Annotated in this window: 15 protein-coding genes and 1 pseudogene; all 16 read right to left on the reverse strand. The window is 70.5% G+C overall.

Annotated features, from left to right (window positions below; all coding sequences use genetic code 11):
• Positions 1-157: 157 nt before the first annotated feature.
• The 16 genes and pseudogenes from ACIQU6_RS10815 to rpsP all read right to left on the reverse strand — a co-directional run bounded on the left by ACIQU6_RS10815 (position 158) and on the right by rpsP (position 13,651).
• On the reverse strand, positions 158-697 hold the full coding sequence (locus ACIQU6_RS10815; protein ID WP_403481352.1) for a TetR/AcrR family transcriptional regulator: 540 nt from the start codon (positions 695-697) through the stop codon (positions 158-160).
• Between the two features lie 311 nt (positions 698-1,008).
• Positions 1,009-1,845: an RNA polymerase sigma factor WhiG gene (gene whiG / locus ACIQU6_RS10820; RefSeq protein ID WP_274912988.1), complete on the reverse strand. Its 837-nt coding sequence runs from the start codon at positions 1,843-1,845 to the stop codon at positions 1,009-1,011.
• Positions 1,846-2,219: 374 nt separating this feature from the next.
• Entirely contained in the window at positions 2,220-3,620 is a 1,401-nt protein-coding gene (gene dprA / locus ACIQU6_RS10825; protein ID WP_403481295.1) for a DNA-processing protein DprA, read from the reverse strand.
• Positions 3,621-3,967: 347 nt separating this feature from the next.
• Positions 3,968-5,551 (reverse strand): annotated as a pseudogene (locus ACIQU6_RS10830) (YifB family Mg chelatase-like AAA ATPase); the annotation flags it as partial.
• Entirely contained in the window at positions 5,551-5,910 is a 360-nt protein-coding gene (locus tag ACIQU6_RS10835; RefSeq protein ID WP_403481296.1) for a YraN family protein, read from the reverse strand. The pseudogene ACIQU6_RS10830 and the gene ACIQU6_RS10835, both read right to left, overlap by 1 nt.
• A 469-nt stretch (positions 5,911-6,379) precedes the next feature.
• Entirely contained in the window at positions 6,380-6,688 is a 309-nt protein-coding gene (locus ACIQU6_RS10840) for a DUF2469 domain-containing protein (RefSeq protein ID WP_003980220.1), read from the reverse strand.
• A gap of 38 nt (positions 6,689-6,726) precedes the next feature.
• The gene (locus tag ACIQU6_RS10845; protein WP_403481297.1) at positions 6,727-7,242 is read right to left on the reverse strand and encodes an NUDIX hydrolase; all 516 of its coding nucleotides are present in this window, start codon (positions 7,240-7,242) and stop codon (positions 6,727-6,729) included.
• Positions 7,243-7,324: 82 nt separating this feature from the next.
• Entirely contained in the window at positions 7,325-8,053 is a 729-nt protein-coding gene (gene lepB / locus ACIQU6_RS10850; protein WP_403481298.1) for a signal peptidase I, read from the reverse strand.
• A gap of 54 nt (positions 8,054-8,107) precedes the next feature.
• Positions 8,108-9,070 carry a signal peptidase I gene (lepB, locus tag ACIQU6_RS10855; protein WP_403481353.1) on the reverse strand — a complete coding sequence of 321 codons (963 nt, stop codon included), beginning with the start codon at positions 9,068-9,070 and terminating at the stop codon, positions 8,108-8,110.
• Positions 9,012-10,067, reverse strand: a complete 1,056-nt coding sequence (lepB, locus tag ACIQU6_RS10860) for a signal peptidase I (RefSeq protein WP_403481299.1) — start codon at positions 10,065-10,067, stop codon at positions 9,012-9,014. Before lepB (ACIQU6_RS10860) ends, lepB (ACIQU6_RS10855) begins: the two co-directional genes overlap by 59 nt.
• Positions 10,060-10,824: a signal peptidase I gene (lepB, locus tag ACIQU6_RS10865; protein ID WP_403481300.1), complete on the reverse strand. Its 765-nt coding sequence runs from the start codon at positions 10,822-10,824 to the stop codon at positions 10,060-10,062. The genes lepB (ACIQU6_RS10860) and lepB (ACIQU6_RS10865) overlap by 8 nt, the downstream gene beginning before the upstream one ends.
• A 96-nt stretch (positions 10,825-10,920) precedes the next feature.
• Entirely contained in the window at positions 10,921-11,268 is a 348-nt protein-coding gene (rplS, locus tag ACIQU6_RS10870; RefSeq protein ID WP_274913000.1) for a 50S ribosomal protein L19, read from the reverse strand.
• Positions 11,269-11,400: 132 nt separating this feature from the next.
• Entirely contained in the window at positions 11,401-12,210 is an 810-nt protein-coding gene (gene trmD / locus ACIQU6_RS10875) for a tRNA (guanosine(37)-N1)-methyltransferase TrmD (RefSeq protein WP_403481301.1), read from the reverse strand.
• Positions 12,210-12,755, reverse strand: coding sequence for a ribosome maturation factor RimM (gene rimM / locus ACIQU6_RS10880; protein WP_403481302.1), 546 nt, complete (start codon positions 12,753-12,755; stop codon positions 12,210-12,212). Before rimM ends, trmD begins: the two co-directional genes overlap by 1 nt.
• Positions 12,756-12,968: 213 nt before the next feature.
• Complete coding sequence (locus tag ACIQU6_RS10885) at positions 12,969-13,208, reverse strand: RNA-binding protein (RefSeq protein ID WP_003980229.1); 240 nt, start codon at positions 13,206-13,208, stop codon at positions 12,969-12,971.
• A 2-nt stretch (positions 13,209-13,210) separates the two neighbouring features.
• Positions 13,211-13,651 carry a 30S ribosomal protein S16 gene (rpsP, locus tag ACIQU6_RS10890; RefSeq protein WP_274913004.1) on the reverse strand — a complete coding sequence of 147 codons (441 nt, stop codon included), beginning with the start codon at positions 13,649-13,651 and terminating at the stop codon, positions 13,211-13,213.
• Between the last annotated feature and the right edge of the window lie 66 nt (positions 13,652-13,717).

A 13,717-nucleotide genomic window follows, 5' to 3' on the forward strand; every position in this document is an offset into this window, starting at 1 on the left:
GGGCAAACGACCAGTTTGGGGAGGTGGAGGAGGCGGGGGCGGGGGCGGGAAAGCCCAAAGTTCGGGAGCCAGCCACTCCTCCCCCAACAAACCAGCCCTCACCTCCAGTGCCGGCGGCCTCACCGCTCTGCCGGAAGCCCCCACCTCACGCCGGGATTCAGCCGCGCACCCCGTTGAGGGCCATTGCCACCGCTGCCTCCGTGATCTCTTCCGGGTTCTCGGCGGCGCCGAGTTCGATGCGGCGGACCGCGGCGTCGACGACTCCCTGGAGCAGCATCGCGGCGAGACGGGGCTGTGCGTGGCCGAGAGTGGCCAGCGCCTCGACGATCATGGCGATCAGTCCGCCGTGCGCCGCGCGGATCTTCTCGCGGGCTCCGGCGTCGAGTTCACCGGCGGAGATGGCGACGACGGCGCGGTGGCGGCGGTCGCCGACCAGGGCGAGTTGCCGGCGCACATACGCCTCGACCTTCCCTTCGGGCGTCTCGGCACTCTCCATCGCCGACTCGACCTCCGCGGCCCATACGGGGAAGTCGGCGGCGCACAGTTCTTCGACGACGGCCGCGCGGGAACGGAAGTACTCGTATACGGAGGAGCGCGCGAGTCCTGTGCGCTCGGCGAGGGCAGGGAAGGTCAGCGCTTCCGTTCCGCCCTCGGACAGCAGTGTGCGGGCGGCGTCCAAGAGGGCGCCGCGCTGCATCGTCCGGTGCTCGGCCACCGAGGCCGCTCGAATCCTGGGCACGTCACCACTGTACGGATGGCGTCCTCGTCGTGGCACTCCGCATCGCAACATGGATTGTCGCGACGCGGGTCATCGCGACATCGATGCGGGAGCGATGTCGCGGCTTCGCTCTCCCGGCCGTTATGCCGTTCCCCAGCCCACCCCATTACCGCGGCCCGTGATCGGGCGAACAATCCAGTAGCGCCAAGGACCCGCGGCCCCGAAGCCCACCACCTCCATACAACGGACCATTGCCCATCCGCCGCATCCCCCGGAGGCACCCGCTGCTCTCAACGCCCAACATCCGCCAGCTTCGCGCGGAGCTGGAGTACGGACTTGGTGTGGATCTGGCTGACCCTGCTCTCGGTGACGCCGAGGACGTTGCCGATCTCGGCGAGGGTGAGGCCCTCGTAGTAGTAGAGGGTGACCACGGTCTTCTCGCGGTCGGGCAGGGTGTTGATGGCGCGAGCCAGCAGCCGCCGCAGTTCGCGATCCTCGGCGATCTCGACCGGGTTCTCGGCGGCGGTGTCCTCCAGGGTGTCCATCAGGCTCAGGCGTTCTCCGCCCTCGCCTCCGACGTGGAGGAGTTCCTCCAGCGCGACGACGTTCGCCAGGGACAGTTGGCTGAAGACGCCGTGGAGTTCTTCGAGCGGGATGCCCATCTCGTCGGCGACCTCCGCCTCGGTCGGGGTACGCCGCAGTTGCGCTTCGAGGGTGGCGTAGGCACGTTCCACGGCCCGGGCCTTCTGGCGTACGGAGCGCGGGATCCAGTCCAGGGCCCGCAGTTCGTCGATCATCGCGCCGCGGATGCGAGTGATGGCGTACGTCTCGAACTTGATGGAGCGTTCGGGCTCGAACTTCTCGATGGCGTCGATGAGTCCGAAGACTCCGGAGGAAACGAAGTCGGCCTGCTCGACGTTGGGTGGCAGTCCGACGCTGACGCGGCCGGCGACGTATTTGACCAGCGGCGAGTAGTGCAGGATCAACTGTTCCCGCAGGCGTCCGTCGCCTGACGCCTTGTAGGAGCGCCACAGCTCGTCGAGCGAGGTGGGCGGGGCGGGGCGCACGCTGCCGCGCGCGGCGGGTGGTACTGCCGCGCGGTCAGACCCGGAGGTGTGCTGGGGCATTCGTCGCCTTGAGCCGTTCTGCCGAGACGGGGGTGGGTGGGTGTATGAGGCTTGAACTGTCGTGAGCGTAGCGTGACCGCAGCGTCGCGGTGTGCGAGGAAGGCAGGTTGAGTGTGCGCAGATACGTTCCGCTGCCCGCACCCCAGGGTTACTTTGCGCGACACGGCGGCACTCGGACGGAGCGCCGGAGGCGTGTGCGCCGGGAGTGCGCCCCTGGGGGGCGGTAGGGGCGGACGAGGTGGTGCAACGGGCGAGATCCTTTGCGTGCGCCGTGCCGAATCGGGGGCGTCCAACGGGCCTGCCGCATATGCCGAAGCACGGCAAATCTGGCTTCTGCGGTCATTCCCCTCACCCTTTCACCCGTTCGCGCCAGGTCAAGTACCGCCTCGCCGGGAACCTTCGGTCGAGTTGGCGCGTCGCACCAACTCCCAGCCCTCACCGCACCTTTGAACGAATCCGAGGGAGTGGAGCTCAAAGAGCTTGCCCTGGGTGAGATCGCGGGGCGTGCCCGACTCCCGGGCCACGTGGGCGGTATCAGTGCCGCCACGTGCGGGAAGCGCTTCGAGCACTCGGAGGGCGACCGGGTCCAACAGGTCGCGGGCGAGCGTCGGGCCACGACGTTCGGGGCCCAGATCACCGATGCTGCCGACGAGTTCGATGACCTCGTCCGCGTCGGTGACCACCGCCGCCTCTCCGCGCAGGAGTTGATGTACCCCGGCGGAGAGTCCGCTGGTGATCGGGCCCGGCATGCCCATCGTGAAGCGCCCGAGATCCAACGCTCGTCGGGCGGTGACCAGCGATCCGCTGCGGAGTTCGGCCTCCACGACGACCGTCCCGCGGGTCAGGGCGGCGATGACGCGATTACGTTGGACGAAGCGGCTCCGGGTGGGATGGTCTCCTGGTGGCAACTCGGCGATGACCAGCCCCTGTTCGGCGATCCGGTCGATCAACTCGGTGTGTCCGCGCGGATAGGGATGGTCGGTGCCGGAGGCGAGTACGGCGATGGTCGGGCCGTCCGCGGCGAGCGCGCCGCGATGGGCAGCGCCGTCCACGCCGTACGCCGCGCCGGAGACGATGGTCCAGCCGCGTTCGGCGAGCCCCGCGCCGAGGGTGGTGGCCAAGTGAGCGCCGTAGTCGGTGCAGGCCCGTGCCCCGACCACGGCGACCGAGCGGAGCGCCCAGATCCGTAAGTTGGCCGCGCCGCGCACCCAGAGGCCGATGGGGCGGGCGTCGCCGAGGTCGTCCAGTTGGCTGGGCCATTCCTCGTCGCCCGGGCAGATGAAGCGTCCGCCGAGCGCGGCGACGGCGGCGAGGTCGGCGGCGGGCCGGGCCCGCGCCGCGCGCAGCCGGAGGCCCGCGAACTTGGTCGGGCTGGCACCGACGGGTGGTGGCGCATCGTCCTCGGACAGCGCGTGCCAGAGGGCCACCGGGCCCAGCTCGCGCAGCCAGCGGCCGGCGGTTTCGTCACCCGGTTCGAGGATCCGGGTGAGCGCGGCGCGGGCGGCTCGCTGCGGTTCGTAGCTGCGGGGAGCCGGGGTTGCGGTACGGGGAGTGGCGCGTTTCCCGGTGGCCACATCGGCCGTCGCGCGGGGCGGCCCGCCGGACGCCCCAAAGGTGCGGCCGGGTTTCGCCAGGGCACTGTGGGTGGGGCACCGCTTGCCGGAACCCACCCCCGAGCCAGATTTCGACTCCGCTCCACGCCCCGGACTCGCCCCCGGTAGGGGCTCCTCCTCCGACCTCTTGGTGACGAAGCCCCATTCATCGATGGCGTTCATCGCTCATCCTCGCCATCCACCGGGCGGACGAGGGCGATCCGCGGCCTGTGTTCCCGTGTCTTCTTGAACCTCTCCTCCTCGGTCGTTGGCAACGGTTGCCCCGTGCTGGGCACTGCCGTCGCCGGCCGCTCCGTTCCCGTCCTCATCGTGTGAGCTCCCGTCCGTGTGGTCTCCGGCTCCGTCCTCGCCCCCGGTTGCCCCTCCGGATCGGGATCCGGGGTCCGTTCCGTCCCTGCTGTTGGCTGTACGTCGGCGTCACCGCGCAGTCTCGCCCCGGCCACGGTGGACGTTCCCGCTCCGCCTCCCGTGCCGGCCCACGTTGTCGTGCCCGTCTGCGTCGTGATGGCCCCGCGCCGTACGCCCGTGCGGAGTTCCAGGGCCCAGTTGACGTCCTCTTTGGTCGGGCGGTCGCGGCCCGCCAGGTCGGCGGCGGTCCAGGCGACGCGGAGGACCCGGTCGAGGCCACGGGCCGTCAAGAGGCCGCATTCCAGGTCGCGTTCGACCTGGTTGAGCGCGCCGGGGTGTACCGGCCAGCGGGTCCGTAGCTCGTGACCGGGCACCTCGCTGTTGGTCTGCCAGGGCGTGTCGGCGAAGCGGGCCGCGGCGCGTTCGCGGGCAGCGCGGACGCGTTCGGCGACGGTGGCGGTGGATTCGGCGCTGCGGCCGAGGGCGATCAGTTCGGAGCGGGCGACCGGCTCCACGGCGATCCGGAGATCGATGCGGTCCATCAACGGCCCGGAGAGTCGGGCGCGATACCGGCGGATCGAGGAGGGCCGGCATTCGCAGCCGCCGGCGGCGGTGCCGTGCCGCCCGCAGGGGCACGGGTTGGCCGCGAGGGCGAGCAGGAAGCGCGCGGGCATCCGCATCATGCCGCCGGCGCGGGCCACGACGACATGGCCGGATTCGAGTGGTTGGCGAAGCGCGTCCAGGACGCGCGGGCTGCACTCGGCCGCCTCGTCGACGAACAGTACGCCGTGGTGGGCGAGGGATACCGCCCCTGGGCGGGGCAGCCCGGTCCCGCCGCCGACCAAGGAGGCCATGGTGGCGGAGTGGTGCGGGGCGCAGTAGGGCGGGCGGTGGACGAGTGGCTGACCGGGTGGAAGGGTGCCGGCGACCGAGTGGACAGCGGTGACCTCCAGGGACTCCTTGGGTGTCAGGGGTGGCAGTAGCCCTGGGAGTCGTTCGGCGAGCATGGTTTTGCCGGCGCCCGGTGGGCCCTTGAAGAAGATGTGGTGGCGCCCGGCGGCGGCCACTTCGAGGGCGCGTCGGGCGTTGTGCTGACCGGCGACATCGGCGAGGTCGGGGGTGTGCTCGCTGGATGGCAGGCCGGCGGTGACGCCGTTGCCGGGCATGGCGAGCCCGGCCAGGAGCGGATCGGGGCGGCCTTCGGCGAGGAGGGTGTCCTCTTCGGGGACCGGTTCGTCGCTGAGCACGGCGATGAGTTGCCGCAGGCTGCGAATGCCGAGGACGGCGACGCCGGGGACGAGTGAGGCTTCGGCGACGGTCTGTTCCGGCACGACGACCTGGCGGTAGCCGGCCTCGGCGGCGGCGAGCACGGCGGGCAGCACGCCTCGGACGGGGCGGACCCGGCCGTCGAGACCGAGCTCGCCGATCATCATGAGGTCGGTGAGCTCGCGGGGATCGAGCCGCTCGGCGGCGCCGAGGACCGCGCAGGCCACGGCGAGGTCGAAGCCGCTGCCGCTCTTGGGGACCGACGCCGGACTGAGGCCGACGGTGAGCTTCTTCTGCGGCCACTCGCCCCCGGAATTGACCACCGCGGCGCGGACCCGGTCCCTGGACTCGACCAGGCTCTTGTCGGGCAGCCCGACCAGGGTGAACGCGGCCACGCCGGGCTCCAGATCGGCCTGGACCTCGACGACCACGCCCTCGACGCCGACCAGGGCCACGGAGCAGGTGCGGGCGAATCCCATCACGCCACCCCCCGTACGTGCTCGACCACGGGGGCGCCGCGGGCGGGCAGGAGGACGCCGATGACATCGATGCGGACGCCGCCGGTCGGCGGGCCGCCGTGCCGTTCCATCCAGCGCTCGGCGAGCAGTCGCAGCCGGGCGGTCTTCTCGGGCCGAACCGCCGCCATGGGGTGTTCGTACCAGCTCGCCCGGCGGGTCTTGACTTCGCAGACGACCAGGGCGTCGCCGTCGGCGGCGACGATGTCGATCTCTCCGTCGCGGCAGCGCCAGTTGCGGTCGAGGATCCGCATCCCGGCTTCGAGCAGCCGCCGCACGGCCAGGTCCTCGCCGTAGCGGCCGAGGGCATTGCGCGGCGTCATCGGGGCGGTTGGTTGCGCGGGCTGCGCCGCTGCCGGGGGTGCGGGCACTGCGCGTGCTGTTGAGGCTTCCGGCAGCGCTCGCCCCCCGCGGTCCGTCGGCGAACGGCCGTCGGCCCGCCTTCCGGGCTCGCGGGCTAACCCGTGGCCTCCGCTCCGCGACCCCCGAGCGGGGCCCTTGGGAGCACTGTCACCATCTCCTGGTGCGCAGGGTGCGCACTCTTGGCGCTTGGGGTTGCCGAACTTCCCGTTGGTTCCGGCGTCTGTCGCGTCCACGGCCTGCTGGCCGGTGTGCATGGCGTTCATGCGGTACCACCTCCGGCACCGACTGTGACGCCTTCGCGCAGATCTATTGGATCTTGGTGGACAACCGCCTTGCTGTGGACAACTCCGTCACCCGTCAGGGCGGCGCGCGTAGGCGCCCGGCTTCCTCCGCCTCTGCCCCCGGCCGCGTCGCCCCACGGGCCGCCGCTCAGCTTCCAGGAAGATCCAGATCGCTCTTGTTGAGCTCTTCGATGTTCACGTCCTTGAACGTGAGCACTCGCACCTGCTTGACGAACCGGGCCGGTCGATACATGTCCCAGACCCAGGCGTCGGCCATCGAGACCTCGAAGAACACCTCACCCTGGACGGAGTGCACCTGCATCTCGTAATCGTTGGTGAGGTAGAAGCGACGCTCGGTCTCGATCACGTATTTGAACAGCCCGACGACGTCTCGGTACTCCCGGTAGAGCTTCAGCTCCATCTCGGTCTCGTACTTTTCGAGGTCCTCGGCGCTCATGGCAGATCCCCTTCAGCCGTGCGTCCCCCTATTGTGCGTCAGACCCTCTCGGTCTCCAGGAGCACCGGCGCACTCGGGGGCCCTTCGTCGAGCAGTGTGCGCAGCAGCTCGGCGAGTCTGGTCGGATACACCGTCTCATGCGACGCCGACAGTTCCTCCGAGGTCCACCACCTCAATCCGGAGACGCTGCGTCGTTCCAGGTCCGTGTGGCCCGCGGTGTCGGTGGTGGTCCGGTCGGTCCGTGCCAGGTAGTACCACTCGTCCTGTTCCCAGCGTCGCCCGTCGAACGGGAAGGCGCAGCGGCGCTTCCACAGCAGCGGGCCGAGGGTGGCCTCGGTGATACCGGTCTCCTCGGCGAGCTCGCGCAGGGCCGCCTCCGCACGGGTCTCGGCGCCCTCCAGGCCGCCTCCGGGGGTGAACCACCAGGTCTCGTACGGGCTGTCCGGTTCGAAGCCGTGCAGCAACAGGATCCGGTCGTCCGGATCGAGCAGTACGACGCGGGATACCTGGCGCACCCCGGCGTCCTGCGCAGAGACAGCAGCCTCGCTTGCCACAGGCTTCGCGCCCGACTCGCCGCCCCCTTCCGGGCCGTCCGTCCCGACAGCCACCCGCTCCGGCCCCGGCCTCAACTCCCGCTCACCCACGTCCGCGTCCCTTCCGTCGCACGATCGGCCCGTACGAGGCTCCCCCAAGGATGAGCACGGCTCCGGCGACGACCGCCAGGACGATGGGCGAGAGCGGTCCCGGTCGCGAGGTGCCGCCCGGGAGCGCGGCGAAGCCCTCGGGGCGCTGGAGCATGCCGATGCTGTCGAGCGGCCAGGCCCGGGCGTCGACCCGGGCGACGACGGCGCTGCGCGGCACGGAGCCGTGATCGCCGTCGGTGAGGTGGACGCGGGAGTCGAGGGAGTCGTTGCGGTGGTCGCCGAGGAGGAAGAGCTGGTCGGCGGGGACAGTGGCCCGGAATCCGACGGGCGAGGCCGGGCCACTGCCCTGGAGATACGGTTCTTCGACGGGGGATCCGTCGACCGTGAGTTGGCCCTTCTTGGTGCAGCAGGCGACCTTGTCGCCACCGATACCGACGACCCGCTTGACCATCGGCAGGTCGCTCCAGGTGGAGTCCTTGAAGACGACGACGTCGCCGCGGCGTATCTCCGAGCCGTCGACCTTCTCGGCGAGGACCCGGGCGCCGGCGGCGATGGTGGGCGACATCGAGTCGGTGGGCACGGTGTACGGGCGGTAGATCAGCGCGCCCCACACGAAGCCCCCCAGGAACAGCACACAGCCGACGGCCACGGCCAGACCGGACAGGATGCTGCCCGTGGTCCGGCCGTGGCCGTCCGTCGATCGTTCCGTAGTGCTGCTCATCCCAGCGCTCCCGCCCCGCGGGGCGGGCCCGCGTCGAAGATCCGGGACGGCACCTTACCTGGGGTTACGCGCTGCGGTCAGCCTCCTGCGGCGCCAGATGACGAGCGGCACCGCGCCGGCGAGCCCCATGGCGGCCGGAGCCGCACCCATTGCCTTGTTGATCCCGGACTGGTCGAAGGTGTCCGGTACGGGGAGGGTTGCCCAGCGGTTGATCGGCCAGGCGATGGTGAAGGCGCGACCGACGACCTCGGACTCGGAGACCGTTCCGTTGCCGGGGAGGTTCTGGTGGTAACGGGAGTCGAGGGAGTCGTCCCGGTGGTCGCCCATGACCCAGATCCGCCCCTTGGGGACGTGGATCGGGCCGAACGGGCGGTCGCCGCACGGGGTGGCGTTGGGGAAGATGTAGGAATCTTCCTTCAGGGCCTTGCCGTTGACCTTCACCGGGCCGGTGCCTTGGCACTCGACGGTGTCACCGCCGACCGCGATGACCCGCTTGATCAGGTCCTTCTCCTCGGCCGACGGCATCAGCCCGATGAAGCTGAGGACCTTCTGCACGGGGTTGGGCTGCGGGGTGGGGGTCTCGTTGAGCCAGCCGCCCGGGTCGTGGAAGACGACGACCTCGCCGCGCTGCGGCTTGGAGCCGAACCACGGCGTCAGCTTGTCGACCAGCACCCGGTCCCCGCGCTGGAGGGTGTCCTGCATCGAGTCGGACGGGATCGAGAACGCCTGCACCAGGAACGTCTTGATCAACAGTGCGAGGATCAGGGCGATGCCGATGAGGATCGGCAGTTCCTTCCAGAAGGCACGCGGCTTCTTGCCTTTGGTCACGCTGCCGATCGCCTCCTCGTCGGCCGCTGTGTCCGACTGCTTCGATAGATCGGTCCGCGGCCGGTCCGGCGCGGACCCGCCTGACTGGGCCTGTGGCTGAGATACGGAACTCGCCGCCTGCGACATGGACTCACCGCGTCCCGCCGGCTCTTCGGGCTCTTCGGTTCCGGACCGCGCGCCGACCGCCAAGTCCCCCACATCCACTCCTCACTCCGCGCTGTCGCCTGCCCGTCAACCGGTGCAGGCCCACCACTCCCATAACGAGCGGGAGTTCCGCAGGGGTCGGGAGTACGGCCAAACTGTCGGGTGACACCCTATGCGCTGCACCCGCCGCCGAGGCCCTCGCACCCGGCGCGTCGTGCACGGTGGCGAAGGTGTCCCGCTCTTCGAGGAACCGCCAGTGGCTGAACGGCCAGGCGATGACCACCGCGCGGCCGACGACGTTGTCCTCGGAAACGGTGCCGTGGTACGGCTCGTCCAAGTGGTAGCGCGAATCCGCCGAGTTGGAGCGGTGGTCACCCATCACGAAGATCCGCCCGGTGGGGACGTTCACGGTGAACTTCAGCTCGGAGGGCGGGTTTCCGGGGTGCACATAGGGCTCGGTGAGCGGGGTGCCGTTGACGGTGACCCGACCCTGCTTGTCGCAGCAGCGGACGGTGTCGCCGCCGACCGCGATCACCCGCTTGATGAGGTCCTGCTCGTTGGCGGACGGCAGCAGTCCGATGAAGGTCATGACGTCCTTGATCGGGCCGGGGCTGCCGGTGGGCTGGTTCTGCTCGCCCTTGAGCCAGCCGCCGGGGTCCTTGAAGACGACGACGTCGCCGCGGTGCGGCTTGGCACCGAACCACGGGGTGAGCTTGTCGACCAGCACCCGGTCGCCGATCTTGATCGTCTGCTCCATGGAGCCGGACGGGATCACGAACGCCTGCACCAGGAACGTCTTCAGGACCAGCGCGATGGCCAGCGCCACCCCGATGAGGATCGGGATCTCCTTGAGGTAGGAGCGGCGCCTGCGACGCTTGATGCGCTTGGCCTGCCGGCGTCGCTCGGCCCGCCCGCCGGTCGCCCGACGGGATCCCGGCGCCGCGTCGGCGGCCTCCCCCTGGCCACCGGGCGTCCCGTCGGCCTCCGGACCCGGCCCCACGGAGCTCTGCTCCCCGTGGCGGGGACGTCCGTGGCTACCCATGGGGGCCTGCCGGGGCCGGTATACGGGCGAACGCCCCAGGGGTGTCGAGGGCGCTCCAACGGCTGAACGGCCAGGTGATCAACGCGGCACGGCCGATGACCCTGTCCACCGGGATGGTGCCGCCACCCGGTTCGCCGAGGTGGTCGCGGGAGTCGCTGGAGCGGGCCCGGTGGTCGCCCATGACCCACAACCGGCCCGGGGGCACCACGATGTCGAAGGGGACGGCGGAGGGCGCGTCCCCGGGATGGAGATACCCCTCGGTCACCGGCTCACCGTTCACGTCGATCCGCCCCCGTTTGTCGCAGCAGGTCACCCGGTCCCCGCCGACGCCGATGACGCGCTTGACGTAGTCGGTGTCGTCGGACCGGGCCAGGCCCAGCGCCGCGCCGGCCTTGCGCAGCAGTCCCGTGACGGGATTCTCCCCCTGCTCCCTGTGAACGAAAGATCCGGTGCCGTCGAAGACGATGACGTCGCCGCGCCGGGGGGTGGCGCCGAAACGGTACGCCAGCTTGTTCACCAGGACCCGGTCACCGACCCGAAGGGTGTTCTCCATGGAGGTGCTGGGGATCAGGAACGGCTGCGCGACGAAGGTGCTGAGCAGGAAAAGGAACGCCAGGCACAGCGCGAAGAGGGTGATCGGCCGGTACCGCAGCTCACCGACCCGGGCCCGAAAACGCGCGGAGCGCGACCGCCGCTCCGGCCCCTGGTCGGGGTCGGGAGTGGGGTCGCGCTCCGTGAGCTGTGCGTCGGTGTCCATGAGGCCCAGAGCCTATCCGGCCGGGCCCGGACGCCGGTCGCGAGCGTGGTCTCGCGGTGCATCGGAGCTGGTCGTTGCCGCTCCGGTGCGGCGGGCTCAGCGCTCGCGCTTCTCCTTGATCTTGGCGGCCTTGCCGCGCAGCTCGCGGAGGTAGTACAGCTTGGCGCGGCGCACGTCACCGCGGGTGACGACCTCGATCTTCTCGACGATCGGGGTGTGCACCGGGAAGGTGCGCTCGACGCCGACCGAGAAGCTGACCTTGCGGACCGTGAAGGTCTCGCGCACGCCGGCGCCCTGGCGGCGGATGACAACGCCCTTGAACTGCTGCACACGAGAGCGGTTGCCCTCGATGACGCGGACGTGGACGTTGACGGTGTCACCCGGGCGGAAGGCCGGGATGTCGCTGCGCAGCGCCGCGGAGTCGACGGAGTCGAGGAGGTTCATGACCCACTGCTTTCTTCGCCGATGCCACAGGTCATCAGCGGAATGATCGGAAAGATTGGTTCGCTGCCGGTCACCGGGCGGACGTCGGTCCCCCTGTGGCAGGGGCGCACGCCGGGCGCGGACAGCAGCGGCTCATTCTTCCACGACGTGGTTCGTCCGCCCAAATCGGCCGTCCTCGCCCTTGGCCCAGCCCAATATGGAGAGCATCTCGCGGTCCTTCTTGTCGAAGGCGGCGGGGTCGGCGCGCTCGATCAGATCGGGGCGGTTGCGGTCGGTACGGCGGAACGCCTCGTCGCGGCGCCACCGGGCGATCTTGCCGTGGTGGCCGCTGACCAGCACCTCCGGGATGGCGCGGCCGCGCCACTCCGGGGGCTTGGTGTAGACGGGCCCCTCCAGGAGGTCGGCCATCGCCCCGGGGGCGAAGGAGTCGTCCTGGTGGGAGGCGGCGTTGCCGAGGACGCCGGGCAGCAGCCGGGCCACCGCCTCGACCATGACCAGCACCGGGGCCTCGCCGCCGGCCAGGACGTAGTCGCCGATGGAGACCTCGCGGACGTCCAGGCGGCCGCCGTACTCCTCGATGACGCGGCGGTCGATGCCCTCGTAGCGGGCCGGGGTGAACACCAGCCAGGGCTTGGCGGAGAGTTCGACGGCGAGCTGCTGGGTGAACGGGACGCCGCTGGGCGTCGGAACGATCACGACCGGCTCGCCCTCGCCGGACGCCAGGATGCCGTCGAGCGCCTCACCCCACGGCTCGGGCTTCATGACCATGCCGGGGCCGCCACCGTAGGGGGTGTCGTCGACCGTGTGGTGCTTGTCGTGCGTGCACTCCCGCAGGTCGTGGATGCGCACGTCGAGCTGTCCGCGGGCGCGGGCCTTGCCGACCAGCGAGACGTTCAGCGGTTCGAGGTACTCGGGGAAGATCGTGACGACGTCGAGCCGCATCAGCTCTCCTCGCAGTTGGAGGCGATCTCGGCCTGGGTCTCGTCGAGGAGTCCCGGCGGCGGGTCGATGATCGCGCGCTGCTCCTCCAGGTCGATCTCGGGCACGATCTCGGCGACGAACGGGATCATGACGTCGCCGCCCTCGGGCCGGGCGACGATCAGCAGGTCCTGGTAGGGCAGGTGGGACACCTCGGTGATCCGGCCGACGGCGGTGCCGTCCCGGGTGACGACATCGAGGTCGATCAACTGGTGGTCGTAGAACTCCTCGGGATCCTCGGGGAGTTCCTCGGGGTCGACCTCGGCGATCAGCAAGGTGTTGCGCAGCGCCTCGGCGGCGGTGCGGTCCGCGACGCCGTCGAAGCACAGCAGCAGCCGGCCGCTGTGGACCCGGCCGGTGGCGATGGTCAGCGGCCCGGCGGACGACGGGTCGGTGGCCAGGACGGCGCCCGGGGCGAGCCGGAGCTCCGGCTCGTCGGTGCGCACCTCTACGGTGACCTCGCCCTTGATGCCGTGGGCGCGGCCGATCCGGGCGACTACCAGCTGCACTGTTCTGCTCCCTTTGCGGCTAAGCCGCCGCCGCTCTCGCGGACGTGGCTGAGGAACGTCATGGTTCCTCAATTGATGGTGACGGTGGTGGAACAAAGGGACGGGTGGCCGTGCGGGCCGCCGGGAGTGCCCCTGGGGTTCCACGCTCGCATACGGACGCGGGCCGGGGACGACCCGAAGGCCCTCCCCGGCCCGAGCCGGTGTTCAACTTGATCAGCGAACTTGGTCGACGTCGACGAGGTCGACGCGGATGCCCCGGCCGCCGATCGCGCCCACGACGGTCCGCAGTGCACGGGCGGTGCGGCCGTTGCGGCCGATCACCTTGCCGAGGTCGTCGGGGTGGACCCGGACCTCCAGCACCCGCCCGCGGCGCAGGGTGCGCGAGGCTACCTGCACGTCGTCGGGGTTGTCGACGATGCCCTTGACGAGGTGCTCAAGGGCCTCCTCAAGCACGCTCAGTCCTCGGTGGACTCGGAGGTGGACTCGGCCGCGGCCTCGTCCGCCTTCTTGTCGGCCTTCTTCGCCTTCGGGGTGATGGCCTCACCCTTCGGCTCGTCACCGGAAGCCTTGGCAGCGGCCTCGAAGAGGGCGCTCTTGTCGGCCTTCGGCTCGGCGACCTTCATCGGCGCCGGGGCCGGCAGACCCTTGAACTTCTGCCAGTCGCCGGTGACCTTGAGGATGGCCATCACGGGCTCGGTCGGCTGGGCGCCGACGCTCAGCCAGTACTGCGCACGCTCCGAGTCGACCTCGATGCGGGAGGGGTTCTGCACCGGGTGGTACAGGCCGATCTCCTCGATGGCACGACCGTCCCGGCGGGTGCGGGAGTCGGCGACGACGATGCGGTAGTGAGGCGAACGGATCTTGCCCAGACGCTTCAGCTTGATCTTGACTGCCACTGGAGTGGGGTCTCCTGGTCTTGACGTGGTGGGGCACAACGAGATGCCACGTGGGGTTGCGGTACT

Source organism: Streptomyces sp. NPDC090442, from assembly GCF_044769405.1.
Lineage (GTDB): Bacteria > Actinomycetota > Actinomycetes > Streptomycetales > Streptomycetaceae > Streptomyces.

What these genes read in the sequence shown, in the direction of transcription:
- lepB (WP_403481298.1), bottom strand. Translation starts at nt 8,053, where the DNA reads ATGAGCAGCACTACGGAACGATCGACGGACGGCCACGGCCGGACCACG.
- ACIQU6_RS10840 (WP_003980220.1), bottom strand. Translation starts at nt 6,688, where the DNA reads ATGAGCGCCGAGGACCTCGAAAAGTACGAGACCGAGATGGAGCTGAAG.
- lepB (WP_403481299.1), bottom strand. Translation starts at nt 10,067, where the DNA reads ATGGGTAGCCACGGACGTCCCCGCCACGGGGAGCAGAGCTCCGTGGGG.
- whiG (WP_274912988.1), bottom strand. Translation starts at nt 1,845, where the DNA reads ATGCCCCAGCACACCTCCGGGTCTGACCGCGCGGCAGTACCACCCGCC.
- ACIQU6_RS10815 (WP_403481352.1), bottom strand. Translation starts at nt 697, where the DNA reads ATGCAGCGCGGCGCCCTCTTGGACGCCGCCCGCACACTGCTGTCCGAG.
- ACIQU6_RS10835 (WP_403481296.1), bottom strand. Translation starts at nt 5,910, where the DNA reads ATGACGCCGCGCAATGCCCTCGGCCGCTACGGCGAGGACCTGGCCGTG.
- dprA (WP_403481295.1), bottom strand. Translation starts at nt 3,620, where the DNA reads ATGAACGCCATCGATGAATGGGGCTTCGTCACCAAGAGGTCGGAGGAG.
- lepB (WP_403481300.1), bottom strand. Translation starts at nt 10,824, where the DNA reads ATGGACACCGACGCACAGCTCACGGAGCGCGACCCCACTCCCGACCCC.
- trmD (WP_403481301.1), bottom strand. Translation starts at nt 12,210, where the DNA reads ATGCGGCTCGACGTCGTCACGATCTTCCCCGAGTACCTCGAACCGCTG.
- rplS (WP_274913000.1), bottom strand. Translation starts at nt 11,268, where the DNA reads ATGAACCTCCTCGACTCCGTCGACTCCGCGGCGCTGCGCAGCGACATC.